This is a genomic window from Streptomyces sp. JB150, assembly GCF_011193355.1.
GTDB lineage: Bacteria > Actinomycetota > Actinomycetes > Streptomycetales > Streptomycetaceae > Streptomyces.
This window is the reverse complement of sequence record NZ_CP049780.1, coordinates 6,632,785-6,655,106: the sequence shown is the minus strand read 5'-3', so window position 1 is coordinate 6,655,106 and position 22,322 is coordinate 6,632,785. Positions and strand designations below refer to the sequence as shown.

The window sequence follows — 22,322 nt, the reverse complement described above, 5'->3', positions numbered from 1 at the left end:
CGCGCAGCAGAGGAGAGACGTGTGACGGGGACCGACCCGGCCGCAGCGAGGATCGACACGACGCGGCCCCATCCGGCCCGGGTGTACGACTGGTATCTCGGCGGCAAGGACAACTACCCGGTCGACGAGGAACTGGGCCGGCAGATCATGGCGATCGACGACGGCGCCCCGCGCGCCGCGCGCGCCAACCGCTGGTTCATGCAGCGGGCCACCCGGCTGCTGGTCCGCCAGGAGGGCATCCGGCAGTTCCTCGACATCGGTTCCGGCATCCCCACCGAACCGAATCTGCATCAGATCGCCCAGTCGGCGGCCCCCGAGTCGCGGGTGGTCTACGTCGACAACGACCCGATCGTCCTCGCCCATGCCGAGGCCCTGCTGCGCGGCACCCCCGAGGGCGCCACGGACTACGTCCAGGCGGACGCGCGGGACCCGCGCCGCATCCTCGAACAGGCCGCCCAGGTCCTCGACTTCGACCGGCCGGTCGCCCTGTCCCTGATCGCGCTGCTGCACTTCGTCGCGGACGAGGACGGCGCCTACGAGCTGGTGGACACCCTCGTCGACGCGCTGGCGCCGGGCAGTTGCCTGGTGCTGTCGGCGATGACCGCCGACTTCGAACCGGAGAACGTACGGCGCGGCATCGCGGCGTACACGGCGGGCGGGGTGACCCTGGTGGCCCGCTCACGGGAGGAGATGGCCCGCTTCTTCAAGGGCCTCGAGGTGCTGGACCCGGGCATCGTGTCGGTCGCCGACTGGCGTCCGGAGCTGGCCGAGAACGAGTCGGACCTGGGCCGCGGGCCGGTGTCGCTGTACGGCGCGGTGGGCCGCAAGGTCTGAGGGTCACGCGGTGGAGCCGGGCCGGGCGAGCCGCCGGTGCTGCTCGCGGGTGGTCAACCCGGCCGCGCGCGGGGCGGGCGCTCGTCCGGCGGACCGGTCAGGGGCAGGAGCGCTTGACGTCGTTCCCGGCGGTGGCGCGCGCGGTGGCGGCCAGCCGGGCGAAGCCGTCGGCCAGACCCGCGAGGACCTCGGGCCTGAGCCGGTAGTAGGTGAACCGGCCGCACGGCTCGGTCTCCACCACGCCCGCCTCCCGCAGCACCCGCAGATGGTTGGAGAGGTTGGTCTGGCGGGCCCCGGTCTCCTCCACCAAGTGGGTGGTGCACAGCGTCTCGTGGGCGAGCAGGGTGACGATCCGCAGGCGCAGCGGATCGGCCAGCACCCGGACCAGATCAGCGTCAACTGACGTCAGCATGGACTGATCGTCTCACATCGCCCGAAGCCGGACCCCGGGCCCCGGTACCCGCCCGTGCCGGGGCGCCCGCGGTGATCAACGGCCCGGCGCTGCCGGTACGCTGAGGCAGCCGCGGCGCTTCCCCCACATCACCCGCACCCGCGCGGTGAGTTCGCCCCGCGGCGGTCGACTCACTCAGGACGAGGACGAAGCACAGGTGCTCATAGCGGGCCGGTACCGGCTGCACGACGCGATCGGACGCGGCGCGATGGGAGAGGTCTGGCGGGCGTACGACGACACGCTCGGCAGGCCGGTGGCCGTCAAGCTGCTGCTGCCCCAGGACTCCGACACCACCGCCGCCTCCCGGTTCCGGCTGGAGGCGCAGACCGCCGGCCGGCTCCACCACCCGCACGTGGTCGGTGTCCTGGACTTCGGCACGTACGAGGACAAGCTCTTCCTGGTGATGGAGCTGGTCGAGGGCGACAGCCTGGCCGGGCTGCTCGCCCGCTCCGGCCCGCAGCCCGCCGACCGCGTCGCCCGGATCGCCGCGGAGGCCGCCGCCGGGCTCGCCGCCGCCCACCAGCAGGGCATCGTGCACCGGGACATCAAGCCCGCCAACCTGCTGCTGGACGCCGACGGCACCCTGAAGATCGGTGACTTCGGCATCGCCCGCTTCATGGACGACCCGGCCGCCGCGCTCACCGCGACCGGGCAGATCGTCGGCACCAGCCTGTACATCGCGCCGGAGCGCGCCCTGGGCAAGCCCGCGGGACCGCCGAGCGACGTCTACTCGCTGGGCTGCGTGCTGTACCAACTCCTCACCGGGAGCCCGCCGTTCCAGGCCGACAGCGCCATCGCCATCCTCCATCAGCACCTCGACGCCACGCCGACGCCGCCCCGGCAGCTGGGCGCCCAGCTGCCGCCCGCCTTCGAGAACTATCTGCTCGGCCTGCTGGCCAAGCAGCCCGAACACCGGCCCACCGCCGAGCAGGTCGCGGAGTGGTTCGCCTCGGGGGCCTGGCAGGGCCGCCCCGAGCCGCTGCCCGCGGCCGCCCCGGAGCTGCCCGCGCCGGAGCGGCACCCCGAGCCGCACCCGGCGCCGCCGCAGCCGGCCGCCCGCCATCAGCCGGCGACGCGTCGCGCGTCGCCCTCGCGGCGGTCGCCGGCCCCGCGCCATCAGCCGCCCGCGCAGGCCCCGTCGCGTCCGCTCGGCGAGACCGGCCCCGCGACGACGTACATGCTGCCGTCGACCTCCGCTCCGGCCTCCCGGCGCCGCCCGCCGCCCCCCGGGAACCGGCGGAAGGTCGCGGCCGGCGCCGCGGGTGTGGGTCTGTTCCTGGCCGCGATGGTCACCGGGATGCTGCTGTTCTCACCCGACGACAGCGACACGGAGAGTTCCCGCACGGACCCCTCGACGTCCGCCGACCCGTCCGCGACGGCCCCGGCGGCGCCGCAGGGCCAGGGGCGGACCCCGGCCGCGGACGCACAGGCCCCCGACTCCGAGGGGCAGCCCCCGGCCGGCGACGCCGCGGGCCAGGTCCCGGCCGCCGGGACACCGGCCGTGGAGGCCCCGGCCACCCCGGCCGCCGCCCAGACGCCCGCCGCCGTCCCCTCGCCCGCCACCTCGGCACCGCCGCCGGCGGCCGGTGACCCGGAACCCGCGGGGGACGACGGCGACGAGGGCGGGGACGACTGACGGCGGGACACGGCCGGCCGGCTCAGCGGGGCTCCCGTTCTCGGAGAGGTCCTGGAGCAGGCCGGCCCGGCGGAGGGCGGCGCGCCGGGGGCGGGCTGCGGGGATGGGCCTGCCCAGGCCAGGAGGGCGGGGCCGCCGGGTGCGTCAGCCGGTGGGGCGGGCCGGGTCCGGCAGGCCGAGCATCCGCCGGACGGTGCGCAGGACGCCGTCGTCGTTGTTGGAGGGGGCCAGGTGGCGGGCCCGGCGGATGACCTCGGGATGGGCGTTGGCCATGGCGAAGGACCACTCGGCGGTGTCCATCATCTGCAGGTCGTTGAGGTAGTCCCCGAAGACCATGGTCTGGGCGGGGGTGATGCCCAGTTCCCGCTGGAGGGCACGGACGGCGGCGCCCTTGTCGGCGGTGCGGTTCATCACGTCCACCCAGTGCTCGCCGGAGACCACGACCTGGTGGCTCCCGGCGAACGGGGCCAGGGCGGGCGCGGTAGTGCGCTCGGCGGGGCCGAAGTCGTACAGGGCGACCTTGAGGATGTCGTCGTCGACGGCGGTGACGTCCTCGACGATCCGGTTCTCGACGTAGTACCGGCGCACCTCGGTGAGGAAGGGCACGTCGGTGCGCTCGACGTAGGCGGACCGCTTGCCGCAGACGACGGCCCCGACGTTCACTCCGTCGGCGGACAGCCGCCGTACCGCCGCGACGACCCGGGCGACGACGTCCGGCTCCAGCGGGTCGGAGCTGAGCTCGACGCCGTCGCGCACCACGTAGGTGCCGTTCTCCGCGATGAACACCATGCCCCGCGCGGCCGGCGCGAACTCCCGCGCCAGGGTGGCGTACTGCCGCCCGCTGGCCGGGGTGAACAGCACGCCCCGCTCGCGCAGCTGCTCCAGCGTCTCCCACAGCCCGGCCGGGGGGCGCTTGTCGTCGTCCAGGAGCGTGCCGTCCATGTCGGTGACCACGAGCCGGATGTCGGCGGGGGCGACCGGGGTGTCGGCGGGGGTGGGGAGGGGGGAGTGGGAGTACGGCATGTCCTGCTTCCTGCGACGGCAGCCCTTTGTCGTTCCGTGGCCGACCGTCAACCCTACCTGGGCGATCTCACCCGTCCGGGCGCACGTGCCGCTCCCCCGGTTTCCCGGACGCGCTGATCATGAGCGCGGCACAATGGCGGAAGACCGCGGCATGGGCGAGGAGAGGACACGACGTGAGCGAGACCCCCACCCCGGCGGAGGGAGCGGCACGCCTGAACACCGGTGTGGCGCACAACGCCCGGGTCTGGAACTACTGGATCGGCGGCAAGGACAACTACGAGGTCGACCACCAGGTCGGTGATCACGTGGCCGGGATGTTCCCCGTGATCCGGGACATCGCCCGCGCCGACCGGGAGTTCCTGGGCCGGGCCGTGCGGTTCCTGGCCGCGGAGCGCGGGGTGCGGCAGTTCCTGGACATCGGCACCGGACTGCCCACCGCGGACAACACCCACGAGATCGCCCAGCGGGTCGCCCCCGACTCGCGGATCGTGTACGTCGACAACGACCCGATCGTGCTGATCCACGCCCGCACCCTGCTGACCGGCACCCCGGACGGCGCCACCGACTACATCGACGCCGACGTGCACGACCCGGACGCCATCCTGGAGCGCGCCGCCCGCACCCTGGACCTGAGCCTGCCGGTCGCGGTGATGATGCTGGGCATCCTGAACTTCGTCCTCGACACCGACACGGCGCGGGACATCGTGCGCCGGATCATGGCGGCGGTGCCGTCCGGCAGCTTCCTGGTGCTGACCCACCCCACCTTCGAGCCCGACCTGGGCGGCGAGGGCCAGATCCCGGCGATGAAGTTCTGGAACGAGAACGCCACCCCGCCGATCACCGCCCGCGGCCGCACCGACATCGCCTCGTTCTTCGACGGGCTGGAGTTCCTGGAGCCGGGTCTGGTGTCGTGCTCGCAGTGGCGGCCGGAGAACCCGTGGCCCGTGGTGGTCCCGCAGTTCGGCGCGGTGGCCGTCAAGCCCTGACCCCGCGCCCCGGCCACGGGAGCCGTGCGGACAGGCCCCGCCTCCCTCCGCACGTCTTCGCCCGCGTCCGCCCGGAGCCGCTCGCGCCGCGGCGCGGGCGGGCGGGCGGGCGGCCGGGTGTGTGCGCCGAAACGGTTTTCCGACGACACACGAAAGTATGATCAAGCAATGTCTGACATGACCGAAACCACGCCCGGTTGGCTGACACCCGACGAGCTCGAACTGGCCCGCGCGCGCATGCCGATCCTGTACGTCGAGGCCGTGCCGGTCCGCGTGGACGACAGCGGCGAGGTCACCAGCATCGGACTGCTGCTGCGCATCGGGCCGGACGGCACGGTCAGCCGCACCCTGGTCTCCGGCCGGGTGCTGCACCACGAGCGGGTCCGCGACGCCCTGCTGCGCCATCTGGAGAAGGACCTCGGCCCGGTCGCCCTCCCCCGGGTCCCGGCCTCGCTCCAGCCCTTCACGGTCGCCGAGTACTTCCCCACCCAGGGCGTCACCCCGTACCACGACCCGCGCCAGCACGCGGTCTCCCTCGCCTACGTCGTCCCGGTCACCGGGGACTGCCGGCCCCGCCAGGACGCCCTGGACCTCGTCTGGTTCAGCCCGCAGGAGGCCGCCTCGGAGGCGGTGCAGAGCGAGATGCCGGGCGGGCACGGCGTCCTGCTGAAGCAGGCGCTCGCCCACGTGGGCCTGGCGCTTTGAGCGCGGCGGGCAGCGGCGGCGCCCTGCGCTTCGCCCCGCGCCCCTGCACGCTCGTCGTGTGCCGGGGCTGCTGCTGCGGCAACGCGCGCAAGCATCCCGGCACCGACCACGCCTGGCAGCTGGCGCGGCTGCGGGCCGCCGCCGCGGACTCCGGCGGCCGGTTCACCGTGCGGACGACGGACTGCCTCGGCCCCTGCGACCAGGCCAACGTCATCGTCGTCCAGCCCTCCGGCGCGGGCCGGCGGGCCGGGGGCCGCGCGGTCTGGGTGGGGTTCGCCATGGACGACGACTCCACGGAGGAGCTGCTGGCGTGGGCGGACGCGGGCGGCCCCGGGGTGGCGGAGCCGCCGGCGGCGCTGGAGCTGCAGTTCATCCCGGCGCCGCGGGAGGGGAAGGTGCGCAGCCGCCGCCGCTGAGGGACGAGCGGGCAGCCGCCGCTGAGAACCGAACGGGCAGTCACCGTTGAGGGCCGGAGAGGCCAGTCGCCCGGGCTGCCGGGGTCACCAAGGCTTTTTCGTAATGGGATCCATTTTCATGTAGCGTTCTGCCTGGTTCACCGACCCAGGAAGGACTCCCATGGCCGTTCCCAAGCGGAAGATGTCCCGCAGCAACACCCGGCACCGCCGCGCCCAGTGGAAGGCGAGCACGCCGAACCTGGTCCCCGTCACCGTCGACGGGGTCCGCCACCTCGTGCCGCAGCACCTGGTCCGGGCGTACGAGCGCGGGCTGCTGCGCCCCGAGGGCTGAGCCCCGATGCCGTACGACCGACTGCCCGTCACCGTCCTGTCCGGGTTCCTCGGGGCGGGCAAGACCACGCTGCTCAACCATGTCCTCGCCAACCGCGAGGGGCTGCGCGTCGCCGTGATCGTCAACGACATGAGCGAGGTCAACATCGACGCGACGCTGGTCCGCGGCGGCGAGGCCGCGCTGTCGCGGACCGAGGAGCGGCTGGTCGAGATGACCAACGGCTGCATCTGCTGCACCCTGCGGGACGATCTGCTGGAGGAGGTCGACCGGCTGGCCCGCGAGGGCCGCTTCGACCACCTGCTGATCGAATCTTCGGGCATTTCGGAACCCATGCCGGTCGCGGCCACGTTCGCGTTCGCCCGCGACGACGGCGCCACCCTCGGCGACCTGGCCCGCCTGGACACCATGGTGACCGTGGTCGACGCGGCCAACTTCCTGGCCGAGCTGGACAGCGGCGACGAACTGGCCGAGCGCGGCCTCGCGCCGTACGAGGACGACGAGCGCACCGTCAGCGATCTGCTCATCGACCAGGTCGAGTTCGCCGACGTCCTGGTGCTGAACAAGCTGGACCTGGTGGACGCCGCCACCGCCGAGCGCCTCCGCGCGGCCCTCACCCGGCTCAACCCGGCGGCCCGGATCGTCCCGGCCACGCACGGGCGGGTGGACCTCCGCCAGGTGCTCGACACGGGCCTGTTCGACCTGGAGCGCGCCCAGCAGGCACCCGGCTGGGTCCGCGAGCTCAACGGCGACCACGTGCCGGAGACCGAGGAGTACGGCATCTCCTCGACCGTGTTCCGCTCCGCACTCCCCTTCCACCCCGGGCGGCTGTGGACGTTCGTCACCGAGCGGATGGACAGCGGCGTCCACGGGCGGATCCTGCGGTCCAAGGGCTTCTTCACCCTGGCCACCCGCCCGCACGTGACCGGCCTGTGGTCACAGGCGGGCTCCGTCGCCCGCTTCGAGCCGTCCGCGGCCCGCGACGACGAGGCACCCCACGCGCAGGAACTGGTCTTCATCGGCACCGGGCTCGACGCGGCGTCGCTGCACGCGGACCTGTCGGACTGTCTGCTGCGCGCCGGCGAGCCGCTGCCCGCGCAGGACCCGTTCCCCGCCTGGGCGACCCACGGGATGGACGAGGCCTGCGCGCTCGAACACCCCGAACAAGCCGGACACCGCGAACACCCCGGACACCCGGGACTCGCCGGACTCGCCGGACTCGTCGGCGAGCACTGAGAATCCGGGCCGGGCGGCGAACGCAGCCACGGCGCCGCCCGGCCCGGTCCCCCGAACCCGCCTGCACCGGCCCGGTGCCGCTGCGAGCGAGCCCGGAGGGAGGGTGCCCGAGGCCCGCGGGCACCCTCCCCCGTCACGGCCCTTACCGCAGGCGGCCCTTCGCGACAGGCCCTTCGCGGCCGACCCTTTTCAGGCCGCCGCCGCGAGGAGGCCGATCAGCGTGGCCCGCGCCCGGGCCACCCGGGAGCGCAGGGTGCCGACCGGGCAGCCGCCGATCCGGGCCGCCTCCGCGTACGGCAGTCCGAGCAGCTGGGTGAGGACGAAGGCCTCCCGGCGCTCGTCGGGCAGCGCCGCCAGCAGGTCCAGCAGGGCGACACCGTCGTCGAAGCCCGGCAGCCCGCACGGCTGCGCCCGTTCGACGGCCGTCCGCCAGTCGGCGGCGTCGCAGGGCCGCGGCCGGCTGCCGGCGTGGCGGTAGCTGTCGACGACGGCCCGGCGGGCGATGGCCAGCAGCCAGGAGCGCGCCGAGGACCGCCCCTCGAAACGGTGCAGGCTGCCGAGCGCCCGCAGGAACGTGTCCTGCGCCAGATCGTCGGCCGCCTGCGGGTCGCCGCACAGGTGGGCGACGTACCGCAGGACGTCCCGGTGCAGGGCGCGGACGAACCGGTCGACGGCGTCCGGGTCGCCGCCGCGGGCGGCGAGCGCCCAGGCGGTTATCGACTCGTCCGCGCGTTCGGGCATGGGCAGGGCAGAAGTGATCACCTGGTGTCCTTCTCGTCACGTGGGGAGCGGCCGTACCGCCCCGAGCGGGCGTACGGCCGGGGCCCGGGACGCGCACGGGCGGCCCGGGAAGCCGGCTGTCGTCAGGCGACAGCGGTCCCCATGGGCGGCCCCCGTGAGGTGAGCGCGTGGACGAGCAGGAGCCGGCGCGGCGACCGGTCCGAGCGGCGCCGGCGCGGGCGCGGGCGGGGCGGACCGGCGACGACGACCAGGCCGAGCGGCAGCCGCAGGGGGGCCGCGAGCCAGCCGGCGACGGCGCGCAGGATGCGGAAGGCGGCGCGCTCGCCGTGGGCGAGCCACAGACCGCACAGCAGCGCGGCCAGGAGGTGGGCGGCGAGCATGCCCGACGAGAGTCCGGCGGGTGCGGGCTCGACCGCCACCGACCCGGCCGCCCCGGCCGCAGCGCCCATGTTCCCCAGGTGGGCCATGTGCTCCATCTGGTCCATGGGGGGCATGTGGGCCAGGTGGGCGGTGTGCCCGAGGTCCGGGGTGCCGGCCTGGGCGTACGAGAACGCCGAGTGCAGCGCGGTCTGAGCGGCGACCACGACGGTCGTGATCAGCGGCAGCCCGCGCTCCCGCCCGGCCAGGGCCCAGCCCACGGCACCGGTGACCACGAGCCCGCCGGCGAGGGTCCAGCCGGGCACATGCCGGCCGGACATCAGGACGTGTCCCAGGGCGGCGAGCAGCACGCAGACGGCCGCGAACACCGCGGCCCGCACCGTGCGCGCACCCCACCCTGCCGTCATGACCGCCCCATCCTCCCATCCGCGGCCCGTTCCCCACCCGCGCCTGCGGAAATCGGCGGGAGCACGGACCGGGTGGAGGTCTGCCGCTGACCGGTCGACCGCCCGGACGGGCACACAGCCCGGAGCGCACCGGTCGGCATCTGTCAGACGGCGGTCGTCGTCGGCCGGTTGACGGCGGCCGGTGCACGGCGGCCGGTTCAGGTCGGCGAGGAGCAGGGATCGGGCCGCTCCGGTCGCCCGTCCCGCGCCAGTTCGGCGTTGAACCGCGCGCCCGCCAGCAGCACGACGTGGGTAACCCACAGCCACACCAGGAACGCCACCACGCCCGCCAGGGAGCCGTAGAGACGGTCGTACGTCGCGATGTGGGACGCGTAGAAGGCGAAGCCCGCCGACGCCAGTAGCCAGAGCAGCACCGCCAGAGTTCCGCCGGGCAGTGTCTGCCGCACCCCGCGGGTCTCCGGTGGCCCGGACCGGAACAGGAGCATGACCAGGGCGACGACCACCGTGAACAGCAGCGGCCACTTCAGGCCGGCCCAGACGAGGGCGGCCTGATGGTCCGTTCCCGTGCCGCGGCCGATGGCCCGGGCGATCCGCTCGGCGGCCGTGAGCGTCAGCACCCCGCTGACCAGCAGGGCGAGCACGGTCAATGCCCGCAGCAGGCTGGCGGGGAACGTCCGCCACGCCGGGCGGCAGTCCGGAACGCCGTACATCGCGTGCAGCGCCCGCCGGAAGACGGCCAGGTAGCTGGAGGCGGACCACAGCGCGGCGCCGGCGGTGCCCACGAGCAGCAGCCAGCGGACCGACGAGCCCTCCCGCAGACTGCTCATGGCCTGGTCGAGCACCGGCCGGGCCGTCTCCGGCACCAAGGCGGCCAGCTGCGGGACGACCTCCTGGGGGGAGTCCGTGCCGAGCAGGGCGAAGGAGAAGCCCACCACCAGCAGGGCGGGGAAGACGGCCAGCACCGCGTAGTACGTCAGCGCCGCCGCCCAGTCGGTGAGGTCGTCCTCCCAGACGGCGGCCGGTGTACGGGCCATGGCCCTGGCGTACGCCCCGCGCTCGTGCCGAACGGGCGCCGCGCCGCTCACGGGTGCACCGATCGTCATGACACCACCGCTCCGTCCAGGGCCTGCCGCGACCCGGTCGCCGCCCGGCCTTCACCATGCCGGGCGGATGCCGGCGAGTTGCCTGTCTGGTGCCCCGTCAGGGCGGTGTCACGCCAGGGAGTCACGGCGGTGTCACCGCGCGTGCTTGCCCTTCGCGTGCTTCGGCTTGCCCTGCCGCGCCTGAGCCTTCTCGGCGGCGGGGTCGGCGGGGCCGGCTGCTCCGGAACCGCTCGCACGGCCGCGCTGCGGCTCCCGGTTGCCGTCGGCCGACGGCACGCCGCTGTCGGCCGCCGCGTCCTCGGCAGCCGTGTCCTCGGCACCGGTGACCTGCCGGCTCCCGGTGGTGTGGGAGGGGGACCGCCGCGTGGACGCGGACACGGCGGCGGCTCCGGACGCCGAGGCGGTGGGGGACGCCGACGCGGACGGGGAGGAGGAGGCGGACGTGCCGGACCGCTCCGCGGGCGGTGCGGCCGGCTCGGTCGTGGCGGAGCGAGGCGGACCGGAGGCGGCGTTCTCCGCCTCGGTGGGCGGCCCGCCCACCGAACCGGCCAGTCCCACGCCGAGGACGGTCAGGGCCGCGCCGGCGGTCAGCAGGACCCGGCCGGATCGGCGTGCGCCGGGCCGGCCGGACGGGGACCGCGCGGGCTCCGGCCCGCCGGACGCGGGGACGGCTCCCTCGGCGCCGGCGCCCAGCGGCGGGGCGCCCAGCGGCTTGGCTCCCGTCTCGTGCGACCTCAGCGTGTCGAGGTTGCGCCCGTCGGCGTCGACCTCACCAGACTCGCCGCTCTCGCCGCTCGCGGCCGGAGGTCCGGGCACGGCGGATCCCGCGGGTACGCCGGACGCTTCCGCGGTTTCCCCCGATGCCAGGGCGGCCAGGGCCCGCTCACAGGCGTGCGCGTCCGGCCGGCGGCCCTCGTCCGCGTCGGTCATGGCTCGCAGCAGGTCGGCGAGCGCCTGCGGCGTGTCCGGCGGTATGACCGGGGGCCGGTGCAGGCGGGCGATCGCCGCCTCCAGGGGCGCCCCGTCGTACTCCAGTTCACCTTTGACGGACTCGATGAGCACCAGTCCCAGGCTGTAGATGTCCGCCGCCGGCCCGGCGCCCCGGCCCAGCACCTGCTCCGGGGCCATGTACGCGGCGGTCCCCACGAGGGCGCCCGGAGCGGTCTGGGAGGTGGTGTCGAGCAGCCGCGAGATGCCGAAGTCCGTCAGGCGGGGGGCGCCCGCCTCGTCCAGCAGGATGTTCGCGGGCTTGACGTCGCGGTGGACGACTCCGGCCCGGTGCACATGGGCCAGCGCCGAGGCCAGCGCGGCGCCGATCCGGCAGGCCTCGACGGGCGTCAGCGGGGCCGCGGCGATCCGTCGGCGCAGCGTCGTGCCCCTGACCAACTCCATGACCAGGAAGGGCGTTCCGTCGTCGCGGCCGCAGTCGTACACGGTGATCAGACCGGGATGCTGCAGCTGGGCCAGCAGCCGGCCCTCGCTGTCGAACCGTTCCTCCGTGTCGGCGGCACCGTCCGGGCGGAAGACCTTCACCGCGACCGGTCGCCGCAGCCGCAGGTCCATGCCCTCGTACACGTCGGCGGCGCCGCCGCGGCCGAGCAGGTCGTCGAGCCGGTAGCGTCCGGCCACGACCTGGGCGGTGAGCCGGTAGTCCGGCCGGATCGGCCACGAGCGGACTTTCATCACTGCGCTCCCTGCGTCCTGTTGTCACCTGCCGTCGTCCGCCCGCCCACGTGCGTGCCACCGGTGGCATGCCCGGCTGTGTGGTCGCGAGCACCATGTGCACGGGTGCCCGCTCAGCCGCCGGGCATCCCCCCTTCGCGCAACCCGGCCTCGTGGACGAAGGGTTCGGCAGCGTGTCGCGCATGATGGAGTCATGCGGACTCGACCGGTGCTGGTCTTCGACGGCGACTGCGGCTTCTGTACGTCGTGCGTGTCGTTCGTCGAACGCCGCCTGCGCCCGGACTGCGAGACCGTGCCCTGGCAGTTCGCGGATCTCGCCGCGCTGGGCGTGACGCCGGAGCGCGCCGCCCACGAAGCGCTCTGGGTGACCCCGACGGGCCGGGTGTACGGCGGTGCCCGGGCGGTGGCGAAGATCCTGCTGCGCTCGGGCCGGGGCTGGGCGCCGCTGGGGGCGCTGCTCATGCTGCCCCCGATGCGGTGGGCCGCCCACGCCGTCTACCGGCTGGTCGCGGACAACCGGCACCGGCTGCCGGGCGCAGCGGCGGCGTGCGCGGCACCCGGGGCCCCGCCGGCCAAGGTGACGACGCCCGGCGAGGGGCGGTGACGACGCCCCGAGGGGCCAGGTGACACCGCCCAGCGGGCGAAGGTCAACGACGCCCCGCGAGCGAAGGTTCACGACGCCCCGCGGGCGGAGGTGATGACACCCGCGGGCGAAGGAGACACCACCCTGCGGGCGAAGGTCACGACGCCGGGCGCTGGGTCCCGCCGGAGGGGGTAGGTGAGGACAGCACACGACCATCGCGTCTGCGAAGGAGACGAGCATGACCGACGACGCCTACCTGTTCCTCGTGGACGACCCGTCGACCCCGCTGGGCGCGGCCGTCGCCGCGGTCGGAGACCTGGCGTGCCTGGAGACGCCCGCCGTACGGGCCTGGCTCGACGCGCACGAGGTGACCGCCGCCTCCGCGACGGTCCGGCTGCTGCCGCCGGAGGAGACGGGTGCCATCCCCGACGGGGCGGAGAAGCTGCCCGTTCCGCTGAGCGAGGACGAGCTGAACCGGCTGCGCCTCGCGCTGGCGCCGGACGCCCTCGCCCGCGTCGAGGAGGAGCTGCTGGCCTACCGCGACTGCGCGGGCGAGCGGGACGCCCTGCTGGCGCGGGCCGCGGCCGCCGGAGTTCCGCCGCACCGCATCGTCGAACTCACCGGCGAGGACCCCCGGACCGTGGCGGTGGCCACGGCGGCGGCCACCGCGGCGCAGGGGCAGGGCCACCCGTCGGACGCCGGCCCGGCGCAGCGGTGACGGGGAAGGGGAAGACGGGGAGGACGGGGAAGATGACGAGCGAGGAGACACGCACCAGGCTTCGGCTGCTGGAGGACCGGCTCGGCGAGCCCACCCCGGCACCGATCGAGGGTCAGACCACCATCCCTCTCCCCCGGCCCGCCCCGGCGGACGACGAGGACGAGGAGACCGGAGCGCCATGACATGCCCGAGGCGCGGGCTCGAACTGCGCTGACCTGATGATTCCGTGCACGTGACACGACCGAGGGGCCGTTTCAGATCTCTCTGAAACGGCCCCTCGACCTGCGACTCTCACAAGTCGGGACGACAGGATTTGAACCTGCGACCCCTTGACCCCCAGTCAAGTGCGCTACCAAGCTGCGCCACGTCCCGGTGCCGTCTGACCTGGGGTTTCCCCTGGCCGAACGCGCAGAGAAACAATACCGCACTCGGGTCCGTGGTCGCGCACCCCTTTTCGCCCGGCGGGGTCACTCGGGGCGGGCCAGGGCCGCCGTGCCGGGTGCGGGCGCGCGCGGGCCGGGCGGGGTGTCGACGCGGACCAGGCCGCGGATCGCCGGGACAGCGAGCAGCATGGCCACGACGACGCAGCTGGTCACGCCGGAGACGATGAGGACGTGCTCGGCGCCCAGCGCGGCGGCGGCCGGTCCGGCGAGGGCCTGGCCGACCGGCATCATCGCGAGCGAGCCGGCCACGTCGTAGGCATGGATGCGGTTGAGGACGTCGGGCGAGACCTGGGTCTGCACGCTGGTCGCCCACATCACGCCCCAGAACGACAGCCCGGCCCCGGCGATGGCGGACCCGGCCGCCATGAGGGGCACGGACAGCCCGAGACCGACGGAGAGCGGGAACGCGGCGAAGCCGGTCAGGGCGAGGGCGCCGGCGCGCAGCATCCGGCGGGGGCGCAGCCGCAGGGCGAGCAGCCCGCCGACGACGGTGCCGGCGCCGAGGGCGGAGTTGACCAGGCCGTAGGCGCGGGGGCCGTGCTCCTCCACCACCTCGACGGCGACGAGCGGCCCGGTCGGTCCCCATACGGCGATCATGTAGAGGCACCAGACGGCGATCACGCCCCACAGCCAGGTCCGCGAGCGGAACTCGTGCCAGCCCTCGACCAGGTCGGCCCGGAAGCCGGCGGTCGCGTGGCCCGCCGGACGGCTGTCCGGGGCGGGCGGGGGCAGCCGCAGCAGGACGAGGCAGACGGCGCTGACCGCGTAGGTGGCGGCGTGGGCGGCGAACACCCCGCCGGGGGTGGCGAAGCCGACGAGGAGTCCGGCGACGGCGGGCCCGGCCAGCTGGGCGACGGACTCGGCGACGCGGATCGCGCCGTTGGCGCCCTGGACGTCGGTGGCCAGGCGCGGCACCATGCTGGCCACGCCGGGCTGGAACAGGGCGCCCGCGGCGCCGTTGACCAGGCCGATCGCGCAGATCTCCCAGAGCACGACGTGGTCGGCGAGGAACAGCGCGGCGGCCAGCGCCTGGGTGCCGAGCCGGACGATGTCGGCCCAGATCATCAGGGTGCGGGTGGCGAACCGGTCGGCGATCACCCCGGCGAAGACGACGAGTCCGGCGAAGGTGGCGGCGGTCGCGGCCATGGCGAGGCCGACCGCTCCCGCCCCGTACCCGTGCTGGAGCAGCCCCGCGGCGAGGGCCACCGGCAGCATGGTGTCGCCAAGCCGGGCGACGGCGCGGGCGAGGAAGAACAACCCGAAGTTCCGTGACCAGAGGCGTCGGCCGGTCTCCCGTTCCCCACAAGCGCCGCTCCCGCCGCCCTTGGCCGCGCTCCCCCCGATCGCGCTCCCCCCGGCCGCGCTCCCCCCGGCCGTGCTCCCCCCACCCTCCGGCGTTCCGGACGTCACTGGCGAGTCTCCTTCCCGGCCACCCACTCAGGCCGGGGATACTGCCACGGCGCCCGCCGCCGCCCAAGGCATTTTCAGTCCGCGGCCGGGAGCCCCAACTCCGGGTAGGCGTCGAGGAGTCGGGAGGGTGCGGCCTGGCGCCAGGAGTCGGCGAGGATGTCCCGCAGCTCCGCCTCGTCCTCCAGCGCGGCGAGCCGCACCCTGACCCAGGCGAACTGCGCCTCGTGGCCGGCGATCCAGAACTTCTCCGGCTCGGCGAGGACCAGTTCCTCGCGCTCCTCCTTGGGGCAGCGCACCGCCATGGAGGTCTCGTCCTCGGGCAGGGTGGCGAACATCTTGCCCGCCACCCGGAACGTGGGCATGCTCCAGGCGATCTTCTCCGTCGTGTCCGGCAGGGACAGGGCGACACGGCGTACGTCTTCGGCTTCCTGCATGGCACGCACCGTAGCGCCCGCCACTGACAGTCATCCGGCGCCGAGGTGCTTGTAGTAGATCGTCGTGCCGCGCAGCGCGCCGGCCGGGTCGGCCGCGTAGTCGGGGATCACGCCGACCCTGGTCCAGCCCGCGGACCGGTAGAGGTGTTCCGCGGGGCTGCCGGTCTCCGTGTCGAGGTGCAGCAGGGTGATGCCGGCCGCGGCGGCGGCCTCCTCCGCGGTCGTGAGCAGGGTGCGGCCGAGGCCGCGGCCGCGGGCGTCGCGGTGGACCATCAGCTTGACGACCTCGGCGCGGTGTCGGCTGTTGGGCTTGTCCGGGAAGGCGAGGCTCACGGTGCCGAGGACGCGGTCGCCGTCGGCCGCGGCCCACACCGCCGCCTGCCCGGACGCCACGGCCGCGGCCCGCTCGTGCCACCAGGCGAGGGCGTCTGCGGTGTCCATCGGCGCGAGGAAGCCGACCGACGCGCCGCCGGCCACGGTGTCGGCCAGCAGGGCCGCCAGTCCCTCGGCGCGGGCTCGTATGTCCGCGCCGCCCAGGCGGGTCACCTTCACGGCAGCACCACCGCCAGGAGGTAGCGCGCGGGCCGCCGGCCCGGGCACCGGAAGCGCGTCGCCCCCCACACCCGCAGCCGCAGGCAGTCGCCGGTCCCGAGGGCGTGGGTCACGTCCCGCACGGTCACCTCCAGTTCTCCTTCCAGCACCCAGACGTGCTGTTCGAGGCCCGGCACGGGCGGCCGGTCGTAGGCGAGGTCGGCGCCGGGGTCGAGCCTGGCCTCGACGAGTTCGCCGCGCAGTCCGGCGTGCGGCGGGGACACCGAGCGCCGTACGAAACCGGCGGCGCGGTCCTCCCACGATCGCTGGTCGGCGGCCCGCACCACGGGGACGGGCTCCGCCTCCACCTCGCTGAGCAGCTGGGACATGGTCCGTCCGTAGACCGCGCAGAGGCGGTTCAGTACGACGGCGGTGGGGCTGGTCTCGGCCCGCTCGGCCCGCGAGAGCGTCGAGCGGCTGACCCCGCTGCGCTCGGCGAGTTCCCCCAGGGACCACCCGCGCGCGGCCCGCAGCTCCGCCAGCCGGGCCCCCAGGCGCAGGTCCAGTTCCGCGTCTCTCATATCCGGGACGTTATCCCGGATATGAGACGCGCACGTTACGGCTTCCTCACGCGCGCCCTCGAAACACCGCGAGGAACGCTCTGCGCGTACGTCGACGAGTGGCCGGTCCTACCCCGCGCCGACGCCCTGCGGGCGCCCCTCGTCGGCCTCGGCCAGCTGGCCTTCCGCCGCCTCGCGCAGCGCGTCGAGCACGGGACGGATCAGTGGGTGCTCCTCCGCGCCCCGGCGTACGGCGGCGAAGACCCGGCGCGTGGGCGCCACACCGTCGACGGGGCGCACGACCACGCCGTGCAGGTCCATGCCGCGCAGCGCCGAGCGCGGGACGAGGGCCACGCCCGCGTCGGCCGAGGCGAGCGCCACGACGGCGCGGAAGTCGTCGGAGGAGTGCTCCAGGCGGGGCTGGAAACCGGCGCTCTCACAGGCCAGGACGACCACGTCGTGGCAGGGATTGCCGGGGTAGGGGCCGATCCACGGGTCCTTCGCCAGCTCGGCGAGCGGCACCTCGCCCGCGTCCGCCAGCCGGTGCGTCACCGGGACCACCGCGTCGAAGGGCTCGGCGTACAGCGGCACGTGGGTCAGCCGGGGGTCGTCGGCGGGCGGCGCGCCGCGGTACTCGACGGCCACCGCCACGTCGACCTGCCGGTCCAGCACCATCGGTAGGCTGGCGTCGCCCTCGGCGTCCTGGACGCGGATGCGGATGCCGGGCGAGGTGCCGGCCAGGCGGGCCACGGCGGGCGCGACGACCTGCGCGATACCGGTCGCGAAGGCGGCCACGGTGACCGTGCCCGCGGCGCCCGAGCCGTACGCGGCCAGCTCGGCCTCGGCCCGCTCCAGCTGGGCGAGGACGATGTTGGTGTGGCTGAGCAGGATCTCACCGGCCGGAGTGAGCCGTACGCCCTTGGCGCTCCGCTCCACCAGCCGGTGGCCGGTCTCCTGCTCCAGCGCCGTCAGCTGCTGGGACACCGCCGACGGGGTGAGGTACAGCGCGGCGGCAGCCGCCGTCACCGTGCGGTGGTCGGCCACCGCACGGAGGATGTGCAGCCGCCGTGCTTCGATCACGGCATCGATTCTCTCAGGCCGGCGGACCGGCTCAGCCCGCCAGCTCCGCGCGGGCCGCCACGAAGGCGTCCACGGCCCGGTTCACGTCCTCGGTGGAGTGCGCCGCGGACAGCTGCACGCGGATGCGGGCCTGGCCCTGCGGGACGACCGGGTAGGAGAAGCCGATCACGTACACGCCGCGCTCCAGCAGCAGCTCGGCCATCCGGCCCGCCTCGGCCGCGTCGCCGATCATCACCGGTGCGATGGGGTGGTCGCCGGGGAGGATGTCGAAGCCCTCCTCGGTCATGCGGCGGCGGAACAACGCGGTGTTCTCGGCGAGCCGCACCCGCAGGTCGTCGGCCGACTCCAGCAGGTCGAGGACCTTCAGGGAGGCAGCGGCGATCACCGGGGCGAGGGTGTTGGAGAACAGGTACGGCCGGGAGCGCTGGCGCAGCAGCGCGACGATCTCGGCGCGGGCGGCGACATAGCCGCCGGAGGCGCCGCCGAGGGCCTTGCCGAGGGTGCCGGTGATGATGTCGACGCGGTCCATCACGCCGTGCAGCTCGGGGGTGCCGCGCCCGCCGGGGCCGACGAAACCGACGGCGTGCGAGTCGTCGACCATGACCATCGCGTCGTAGCGGTCGGCGAGGTCGCAGATCTCGCGCAGCGGCGCCACGTAGCCGTCCATGGAGAAGACGCCGTCGGTGACGATGAGCCGGCGCCGCGCGTCGGACGCCTCCTTCAGCTGGCGCTCCAGGTCCTCCAGGTCGCGGTTGGCGTACCGGAAGCGGCGGGCCTTGGACAGGCGGATGCCGTCGATGATGGAGGCGTGGTTGAGGGCGTCGGAGATCACCGCGTCCTCGGGGCCGAGCAGGGTCTCGAAGACACCGCCGTTGGCGTCGAAGCAGGAGGAGTAGAGGATCGTGTCCTCCTGGCCGAGGAACGCCGACAGCCGCGCCTCCAGCTCCTTGTGCACCTCCTGGGTGCCGCAGATGAAGCGCACGGAGGCCATGCCGTAGCCCCAGCGGTCCAGCGCCTCGTGGGCGGCGGCGATGACCTCGGGGTGGTCGGCGAGGCCGAGGTAGTTGTTGGCGCAGAAGTTGAGGACCTCGCCGGGGCGGCCGCCCGCGGTGACGTTCACGGTGGCGGACTGCGGGGTGCCGATGACCCGCTCCGGCTTGTGCAGTCCGGCGGCGCGGATCTCGTCGAGGGTGGCGCGCAGGTCGTCGCGCACGGAGTCGAACATGGGAAGAAGCTCCTAGAAGGCTGCGAGGCGAGCGAAAGGGGTTTACGCGGTCCAGTCGAGGATGACCTTGCCGCCGCGGCCGCTCGCCGCGTCGGCGAACGCCGCTTCGAAGTCGCGGTAGCCGTACCGGCCGGTGATCACGGGGGCGAGGTCGAGGCCGCCTTCGAGCAGCACCGACATCGCGTACCAGGTCTCGAACATCTCCCGGCCGTAGATGCCCTTGATGGTGATCATCGAGGTGACGATCCGGGACCAGTCGACCGGGAACTCCTCGGACGGCAGGCCGAGCATGGCGATCCGGCCGCCGTGCGTCATGTTGGCGATCATGTCGCGCATCGCCTCGGGGCGGCCGGACATCTCCAGGCCGATGTCGAAGCCCTCGCGCAGCCCCAGCTCGCGCTGGCCGTCGGCGATGGCCGACTCGGAGACGTTCAGCGCGAGGGTGGCGCCGAGCTTGCGGGCCAGCTCCAGGCGCTCCTCGCTGACGTCGGTGATCATCACGTTGCGGGCGCCGGCGTGCCGGGCCACGGCCGCCGCCATCAGGCCGATCGGACCGGCACCGGTGATCAGTACGTCCTCGCCGACCAGCGGGAACGACAGCGCGGTGTGCACGGCGTTGCCGAACGGGTCGAAGATGGCCGCGATGTCGAGGTCCACGGGCACCCGGTGCACCCACACGTTGGACGCGGGCAGCGCCACGTACTCGGCGAACGCGCCGTCGCGGCCGACGCCGAGGCCGACGGTCGCCCGGCACAGGTGGCGGCGCCCGGCGAGGCAGTTGCGGCACTTGCCGCACACCAGGTGGCCCTCGCCGCTGACCCGGTCGCCGGCCTTGATGTCGGTGACGTCGCGGCCGGTCTCGACGACCTCGCCGACGAACTCGTGTCCGATCACCAGCGGGGTGCGGATCGCCTGCTGCGCCCAGCCGTCCCAGGACCGGATGTGCAGGTCGGTGCCGCAGATACCGGTGCGCAGCACCTTGATCAGCACGTCACCGGGTCCGATGGCGGGCTCCGGTACGTCCGCCAGCCGGAGCCCTGGCTCCGCCTTCTCCTTGACCAGCGCCTTCAACGCTCGGCTCCTGAGGGTGAGATCCCGGCCGCGGGCACGCCGAAGGGGCCCGCGACGGGGAGAGGGGTGGAATCTCCTGGCAATCTGCCGTACGAGGATGCCCCCGGTCCATCGAGGTTTTCTTAAACGGCGCCACAGCTTTCCTTCACACCCCCCGTAGGGGTCAACGCGTGCCGCCTTCCAGGCGTGCGGTGAGGTCCGCGGCCGTCGCCTTGATGGTCTCCAGTCCGGTGCGGCCCCAGGGGCGCGGTGTCAGGTCGGCGACGGAGACGGTGCCGAGCACCATGCCGGTGGTGTCGATGAGCGGGGCGCCGAGGTAGGAGCGGATGCCGAACTCGTCGACGACCGGGTTGCCCGCGAACCTCGGGTAGTCGCACACGTCCTCCAGGACCAGCGCCTTGCGCCGCACCACGACGTGCGGGCAGAAGCCGTGGTCGCGGGGCAGCCGGCGGCCGATCACCGGCCCCGGGGAGCCGTCGGGCAGGGCGGGCCCGGTCCGCGGGGTGTGCAGTCCGGCGTAGAACTGCCCGTCCTCGTCCAGGAGATTCACCATGGCGTACGGCGACGCGGTGTGGACGGCGAGGCGGGTCGCGTAGTCGTCGAGGGCGGGCTCGGGGCGCGGTCCGAGGCCGAGGCCGCGCAGCCGCAGGGCGCGGGCGGGGGCCTCCCGGTCCTCGGGGGTGAGCAGCAGACGACCGGCCGGGCGCGGCGGCTCGTAGCTCATGGCCGGGCTCCGTCGCTGGGGGCGGATGTCATGTGCGGCTCCGTGCGGTGGGGCGGTGGGGTGCGGTGGTCACCGCGGGGCGTTGGGGTGTGCGGGTCACCGGTGGGCGCCGTGGCTGGGCGCGGGGACGGCGGGGGCGTGGGCGATCAGGTGCCGGACCAGGGTCAGCAACGTCTGGACGCCGGAGGCGGAGATCCGCGCGTCGCAGCGGACGATGGGGATGCCCGGGTCGAGGTCGATGGCGGCCCGTACCTCCTCGGGGTCGTAGCGGTGGGCGCCGTCGAACTCGTTGATGGCGACGATGAAGCCGAGGCCGCGTTCCTCGAAGAAGTCGACGGCCGCGAAGCATTCCTCCAGTCGGCGGGTGTCGGCGAGGATGACCGCGCCGAGCGCGCCCTCGGACAGTTCGTCCCACATGAACCAGAAGCGTTCCTGGCCGGGGGTGCCGAACAGGTACAGCACATGGCGGGAGTCGAGGGTGATCCGGCCGAAGTCCATGGCGACGGTCGTCTCCATCTTGTTCTCGATGCCCTCGAGGTTGTCGGTTCCGACGCTGACGGTGGTGAGCAGTTCCTCCGTGCTGAGCGGCGCGATCTCGCTGACGGCGCCGACGAACGTGGTCTTGCCGACCCCGAACCCGCCCGCGACGAGGATCTTGAGCGCGGTGGGGAAGGGGTCGGCGGCGTGGTCGTGGTCGTGCCTGGCGCCGTGGTCGTGCCTGGCGCCGTGGTCGTAGCCGGCGCCGTGATCGTGGCCGGGGCCGTGGTCGTGCCCGGCGCGGCGGTCGTCGTACTCGTCGTACTCAGAGCTGTCGTCGTAGTCCATCGAGCACTGCCTCCAGAAGGGCCCGGTCCGTGGGTGTGTGGTGGTACGCGGGGGGCTTGGTGGTGAGCGCCCCGCAGTCGAGGAGGTCCGCCAGCAGCACTTTGGTGACCGCCGCCGGCAGCTTCAGGTGGGCGGCGGCCTCGGCGACCGAGACGGGCGCGTGGCACAGGTCGAGGACCTGCGCGTGTTCCGGGCCGAGATAGCCGAGGGGGGTCGCCCCGGTGGCCATCACCTGCGACATCAGGTCGAGCGGGACGGTGGGGCGGGTGCGGCCGTTGCTCACCGTGAACGGGCGCACCAGCCGTCCGGCCGCGTCGTCGAGCCAGGGCCCCTCACCGACCGCCGCGCTCAAGGCCTCATCGCCGTGGGTTCGACGGCCTGCTGCCGGGGCGCGGTCACCAGGTACGGGCGCACGCTCTTGACGAGCATCGCCATCTCGTAACCCAGGACGGCCGCGTCGGCCTCGCGGCCCGCGAGCACGGCGAGGCAGGTGCCGGACCCGGCGGTGGTGACGAACAGCAGCGTCGAGTCGAGCTCGACGACCACCTGCCGTACGTCGCCGCCGTCGCCGAAGCGGACCCCGGCGCTGCGGCCGAGGGAGTACAGACCGGAGGCCAGCGCCGCCATGTGGTCGGCGCTGTCGGGATCGAGGCCGTGGACGGACTTCACCAGTCCGTCGCAGGACAGGAGGACCGCGCTGCTGGTGTGCGGGACGCGCTGCACGAGGCCGCTCATCAGCCAGTCGAGATCGGACACATGGCCGGTGGGGGCTTCGCTCGCCATGATGGATC

Annotated in this window: 27 protein-coding genes and 1 tRNA gene; 10 read left to right on the top strand and 18 right to left on the bottom strand. The window is 74.2% G+C overall.

All coding sequences use genetic code 11. The features are described from left to right. Positions 1 to 21 precede the first annotated feature (21 nt). Positions 22 to 834: an SAM-dependent methyltransferase gene (locus G7Z13_RS30315; RefSeq protein WP_166003524.1), complete on the top strand. Its 813-nt coding sequence runs from the start codon at positions 22 to 24 to the stop codon at positions 832 to 834. Positions 835 to 931: 97 nt separating this feature from the next. On the opposite strand, the gene G7Z13_RS30310 is transcribed toward G7Z13_RS30315, so the two are convergent. Next, complete coding sequence (locus G7Z13_RS30310) at positions 932 to 1,246, bottom strand: metalloregulator ArsR/SmtB family transcription factor (protein WP_166003523.1); 315 nt, start codon at positions 1,244 to 1,246, stop codon at positions 932 to 934. A gap of 196 nt (positions 1,247 to 1,442) precedes the next feature. Here G7Z13_RS30310 and G7Z13_RS30305 point away from each other — a divergent pair, with 196 nt between their 5' ends. Beyond that, positions 1,443 to 2,921 carry a serine/threonine-protein kinase gene (locus G7Z13_RS30305; protein WP_206313171.1) on the top strand — a complete coding sequence of 493 codons (1,479 nt, stop codon included), beginning with the start codon at positions 1,443 to 1,445 and terminating at the stop codon, positions 2,919 to 2,921. Positions 2,922 to 3,065: 144 nt separating this feature from the next. On the opposite strand, the gene G7Z13_RS30300 is transcribed toward G7Z13_RS30305, so the two are convergent. Then, complete coding sequence (locus G7Z13_RS30300; RefSeq protein ID WP_166003522.1) at positions 3,066 to 3,944, bottom strand: Cof-type HAD-IIB family hydrolase; 879 nt, start codon at positions 3,942 to 3,944, stop codon at positions 3,066 to 3,068. A gap of 173 nt (positions 3,945 to 4,117) precedes the next feature. Here G7Z13_RS30300 and G7Z13_RS30295 point away from each other — a divergent pair, with 173 nt between their 5' ends. The 5 genes from G7Z13_RS30295 (at position 4,118) to G7Z13_RS30275 (ending at position 7,615) form a co-directional block, all read left to right on the top strand. After that, positions 4,118 to 4,930: an SAM-dependent methyltransferase gene (locus G7Z13_RS30295; protein WP_166003521.1), complete on the top strand. Its 813-nt coding sequence runs from the start codon at positions 4,118 to 4,120 to the stop codon at positions 4,928 to 4,930. A gap of 177 nt (positions 4,931 to 5,107) precedes the next feature. Then, positions 5,108 to 5,635 (top strand): NUDIX hydrolase family protein, encoded by a 528-nt coding sequence (locus G7Z13_RS30290; protein WP_166005456.1) that lies wholly within the window; start codon positions 5,108 to 5,110, stop codon positions 5,633 to 5,635. After that, positions 5,632 to 6,051, top strand: coding sequence for a (2Fe-2S) ferredoxin domain-containing protein (locus G7Z13_RS30285; protein ID WP_240926395.1), 420 nt, complete (start codon positions 5,632 to 5,634; stop codon positions 6,049 to 6,051). Before G7Z13_RS30290 ends, G7Z13_RS30285 begins: the two co-directional genes overlap by 4 nt. Before the next feature lie 160 nt (positions 6,052 to 6,211). Further along, on the top strand, positions 6,212 to 6,382 hold the full coding sequence (gene rpmF, locus G7Z13_RS30280) for a 50S ribosomal protein L32 (RefSeq protein ID WP_086173436.1): 171 nt from the start codon (positions 6,212 to 6,214) through the stop codon (positions 6,380 to 6,382). A gap of 6 nt (positions 6,383 to 6,388) precedes the next feature. Further along, positions 6,389 to 7,615 (top strand): GTP-binding protein, encoded by a 1,227-nt coding sequence (locus G7Z13_RS30275; RefSeq protein ID WP_166003520.1) that lies wholly within the window; start codon positions 6,389 to 6,391, stop codon positions 7,613 to 7,615. 189 nt (positions 7,616 to 7,804) lie between these two features. Here G7Z13_RS30275 and G7Z13_RS30270 read toward each other — a convergent pair whose 3' ends face one another. The 4 genes from G7Z13_RS30270 to G7Z13_RS33395 form a co-directional block, all read right to left on the bottom strand. After that, positions 7,805 to 8,356, bottom strand: a complete 552-nt coding sequence (locus G7Z13_RS30270; protein WP_166005452.1) for a sigma factor — start codon at positions 8,354 to 8,356, stop codon at positions 7,805 to 7,807. Positions 8,357 to 8,478: 122 nt separating this feature from the next. Next, positions 8,479 to 9,141 (bottom strand): hypothetical protein, encoded by a 663-nt coding sequence (locus tag G7Z13_RS30265; RefSeq protein ID WP_166003519.1) that lies wholly within the window; start codon positions 9,139 to 9,141, stop codon positions 8,479 to 8,481. Positions 9,142 to 9,338: 197 nt separating this feature from the next. Then, complete coding sequence (locus G7Z13_RS30260) at positions 9,339 to 10,244, bottom strand: YihY/virulence factor BrkB family protein (RefSeq protein WP_166003518.1); 906 nt, start codon at positions 10,242 to 10,244, stop codon at positions 9,339 to 9,341. 132 nt (positions 10,245 to 10,376) lie between these two features. After that, positions 10,377 to 11,927 carry a serine/threonine-protein kinase gene (locus G7Z13_RS33395; RefSeq protein ID WP_206313170.1) on the bottom strand — a complete coding sequence of 517 codons (1,551 nt, stop codon included), beginning with the start codon at positions 11,925 to 11,927 and terminating at the stop codon, positions 10,377 to 10,379. 193 nt (positions 11,928 to 12,120) lie between these two features. Between G7Z13_RS33395 and G7Z13_RS30250 the strand changes: the two genes are divergently transcribed. The 3 genes from G7Z13_RS30250 (at position 12,121) to G7Z13_RS30240 (ending at position 13,410) form a co-directional block, all read left to right on the top strand. Next, on the top strand, positions 12,121 to 12,531 hold the full coding sequence (locus G7Z13_RS30250; RefSeq protein ID WP_166003517.1) for a DUF393 domain-containing protein: 411 nt from the start codon (positions 12,121 to 12,123) through the stop codon (positions 12,529 to 12,531). A 217-nt stretch (positions 12,532 to 12,748) separates the two neighbouring features. Further along, positions 12,749 to 13,228 (top strand): DUF6003 family protein, encoded by a 480-nt coding sequence (locus tag G7Z13_RS30245; protein WP_166003516.1) that lies wholly within the window; start codon positions 12,749 to 12,751, stop codon positions 13,226 to 13,228. Between the two features lie 32 nt (positions 13,229 to 13,260). After that, positions 13,261 to 13,410 carry a hypothetical protein gene (locus G7Z13_RS30240; RefSeq protein WP_166003515.1) on the top strand — a complete coding sequence of 50 codons (150 nt, stop codon included), beginning with the start codon at positions 13,261 to 13,263 and terminating at the stop codon, positions 13,408 to 13,410. A 116-nt stretch (positions 13,411 to 13,526) separates the two neighbouring features. Here G7Z13_RS30240 and G7Z13_RS30235 read toward each other — a convergent pair. From G7Z13_RS30235 to G7Z13_RS30180, 12 genes are all read right to left on the bottom strand, one after another. Beyond that, a tRNA-Pro gene (locus G7Z13_RS30235) sits at positions 13,527 to 13,600 on the bottom strand. Between the two features lie 95 nt (positions 13,601 to 13,695). Then, positions 13,696 to 14,928, bottom strand: a complete 1,233-nt coding sequence (locus tag G7Z13_RS30230) for an MFS transporter (protein ID WP_240926394.1) — start codon at positions 14,926 to 14,928, stop codon at positions 13,696 to 13,698. Positions 14,929 to 15,155: 227 nt separating this feature from the next. Then, positions 15,156 to 15,515 carry an MmcQ/YjbR family DNA-binding protein gene (locus G7Z13_RS30225; protein WP_166003514.1) on the bottom strand — a complete coding sequence of 120 codons (360 nt, stop codon included), beginning with the start codon at positions 15,513 to 15,515 and terminating at the stop codon, positions 15,156 to 15,158. Positions 15,516 to 15,545: 30 nt separating this feature from the next. Next, positions 15,546 to 16,067 (bottom strand): GNAT family N-acetyltransferase, encoded by a 522-nt coding sequence (locus G7Z13_RS30220; RefSeq protein ID WP_166003513.1) that lies wholly within the window; start codon positions 16,065 to 16,067, stop codon positions 15,546 to 15,548. Next, complete coding sequence (locus G7Z13_RS30215; RefSeq protein WP_166003512.1) at positions 16,064 to 16,627, bottom strand: XRE family transcriptional regulator; 564 nt, start codon at positions 16,625 to 16,627, stop codon at positions 16,064 to 16,066. The genes G7Z13_RS30220 and G7Z13_RS30215 overlap by 4 nt, the downstream gene beginning before the upstream one ends. A 108-nt stretch (positions 16,628 to 16,735) precedes the next feature. Further along, positions 16,736 to 17,686: a LysR family transcriptional regulator gene (locus G7Z13_RS30210; RefSeq protein ID WP_166003511.1), complete on the bottom strand. Its 951-nt coding sequence runs from the start codon at positions 17,684 to 17,686 to the stop codon at positions 16,736 to 16,738. Positions 17,687 to 17,717: 31 nt separating this feature from the next. Further along, positions 17,718 to 18,911 carry a glycine C-acetyltransferase gene (locus G7Z13_RS30205; RefSeq protein WP_166003510.1) on the bottom strand — a complete coding sequence of 398 codons (1,194 nt, stop codon included), beginning with the start codon at positions 18,909 to 18,911 and terminating at the stop codon, positions 17,718 to 17,720. Positions 18,912 to 18,953: 42 nt separating this feature from the next. Beyond that, positions 18,954 to 19,982 (bottom strand): L-threonine 3-dehydrogenase, encoded by a 1,029-nt coding sequence (gene tdh / locus G7Z13_RS30200; protein WP_166003509.1) that lies wholly within the window; start codon positions 19,980 to 19,982, stop codon positions 18,954 to 18,956. Between the two features lie 163 nt (positions 19,983 to 20,145). Beyond that, entirely contained in the window at positions 20,146 to 20,706 is a 561-nt protein-coding gene (locus tag G7Z13_RS30195) for a GAF domain-containing protein (protein WP_166003508.1), read from the bottom strand. 96 nt (positions 20,707 to 20,802) lie between these two features. Beyond that, positions 20,803 to 21,531 carry an ATP/GTP-binding protein gene (locus tag G7Z13_RS30190; RefSeq protein WP_240926393.1) on the bottom strand — a complete coding sequence of 243 codons (729 nt, stop codon included), beginning with the start codon at positions 21,529 to 21,531 and terminating at the stop codon, positions 20,803 to 20,805. Beyond that, a complete protein-coding gene (locus tag G7Z13_RS30185) occupies positions 21,509 to 21,883 on the bottom strand; it encodes a DUF742 domain-containing protein (protein WP_166003507.1) in 375 nt (124 codons plus the stop codon). Before G7Z13_RS30185 ends, G7Z13_RS30190 begins: the two co-directional genes overlap by 23 nt. Further along, positions 21,880 to 22,314: a roadblock/LC7 domain-containing protein gene (locus tag G7Z13_RS30180; protein WP_166003506.1), complete on the bottom strand. Its 435-nt coding sequence runs from the start codon at positions 22,312 to 22,314 to the stop codon at positions 21,880 to 21,882. The genes G7Z13_RS30185 and G7Z13_RS30180 overlap by 4 nt, the downstream gene beginning before the upstream one ends. Positions 22,315 to 22,322: the final 8 nt, after the last annotated feature.

Coding starts and splice junctions, on each gene's coding strand:
- G7Z13_RS30310 (WP_166003523.1), bottom strand. CDS start 1,246: ATGCTGACGTCAGTTGACGCTGATCTGGTCCGGGTGCTGGCCGATCCG.
- G7Z13_RS30300 (WP_166003522.1), bottom strand. CDS start 3,944: ATGCCGTACTCCCACTCCCCCCTCCCCACCCCCGCCGACACCCCGGTC.
- G7Z13_RS30290 (WP_166005456.1), top strand. CDS start 5,108: ATGACCGAAACCACGCCCGGTTGGCTGACACCCGACGAGCTCGAACTG.
- rpmF (WP_086173436.1), top strand. CDS start 6,212: ATGGCCGTTCCCAAGCGGAAGATGTCCCGCAGCAACACCCGGCACCGC.
- G7Z13_RS30275 (WP_166003520.1), top strand. CDS start 6,389: ATGCCGTACGACCGACTGCCCGTCACCGTCCTGTCCGGGTTCCTCGGG.
- G7Z13_RS30270 (WP_166005452.1), bottom strand. CDS start 8,356: ATGCCCGAACGCGCGGACGAGTCGATAACCGCCTGGGCGCTCGCCGCC.
- G7Z13_RS30265 (WP_166003519.1), bottom strand. CDS start 9,141: ATGACGGCAGGGTGGGGTGCGCGCACGGTGCGGGCCGCGGTGTTCGCG.
- G7Z13_RS30260 (WP_166003518.1), bottom strand. CDS start 10,244: ATGACGATCGGTGCACCCGTGAGCGGCGCGGCGCCCGTTCGGCACGAG.
- G7Z13_RS33395 (WP_206313170.1), bottom strand. CDS start 11,927: ATGAAAGTCCGCTCGTGGCCGATCCGGCCGGACTACCGGCTCACCGCC.
- G7Z13_RS30250 (WP_166003517.1), top strand. CDS start 12,121: ATGCGGACTCGACCGGTGCTGGTCTTCGACGGCGACTGCGGCTTCTGT.
- G7Z13_RS30245 (WP_166003516.1), top strand. CDS start 12,749: ATGACCGACGACGCCTACCTGTTCCTCGTGGACGACCCGTCGACCCCG.
- G7Z13_RS30240 (WP_166003515.1), top strand. CDS start 13,261: ATGACGAGCGAGGAGACACGCACCAGGCTTCGGCTGCTGGAGGACCGG.
- G7Z13_RS30225 (WP_166003514.1), bottom strand. CDS start 15,515: ATGCAGGAAGCCGAAGACGTACGCCGTGTCGCCCTGTCCCTGCCGGAC.
- G7Z13_RS30215 (WP_166003512.1), bottom strand. CDS start 16,627: ATGAGAGACGCGGAACTGGACCTGCGCCTGGGGGCCCGGCTGGCGGAG.
- G7Z13_RS30205 (WP_166003510.1), bottom strand. CDS start 18,911: ATGTTCGACTCCGTGCGCGACGACCTGCGCGCCACCCTCGACGAGATC.
- G7Z13_RS30195 (WP_166003508.1), bottom strand. CDS start 20,706: ATGAGCTACGAGCCGCCGCGCCCGGCCGGTCGTCTGCTGCTCACCCCC.
- G7Z13_RS30190 (WP_240926393.1), bottom strand. CDS start 21,531: ATGGACTACGACGACAGCTCTGAGTACGACGAGTACGACGACCGCCGC.
- G7Z13_RS30180 (WP_166003506.1), bottom strand. CDS start 22,314: ATGGCGAGCGAAGCCCCCACCGGCCATGTGTCCGATCTCGACTGGCTG.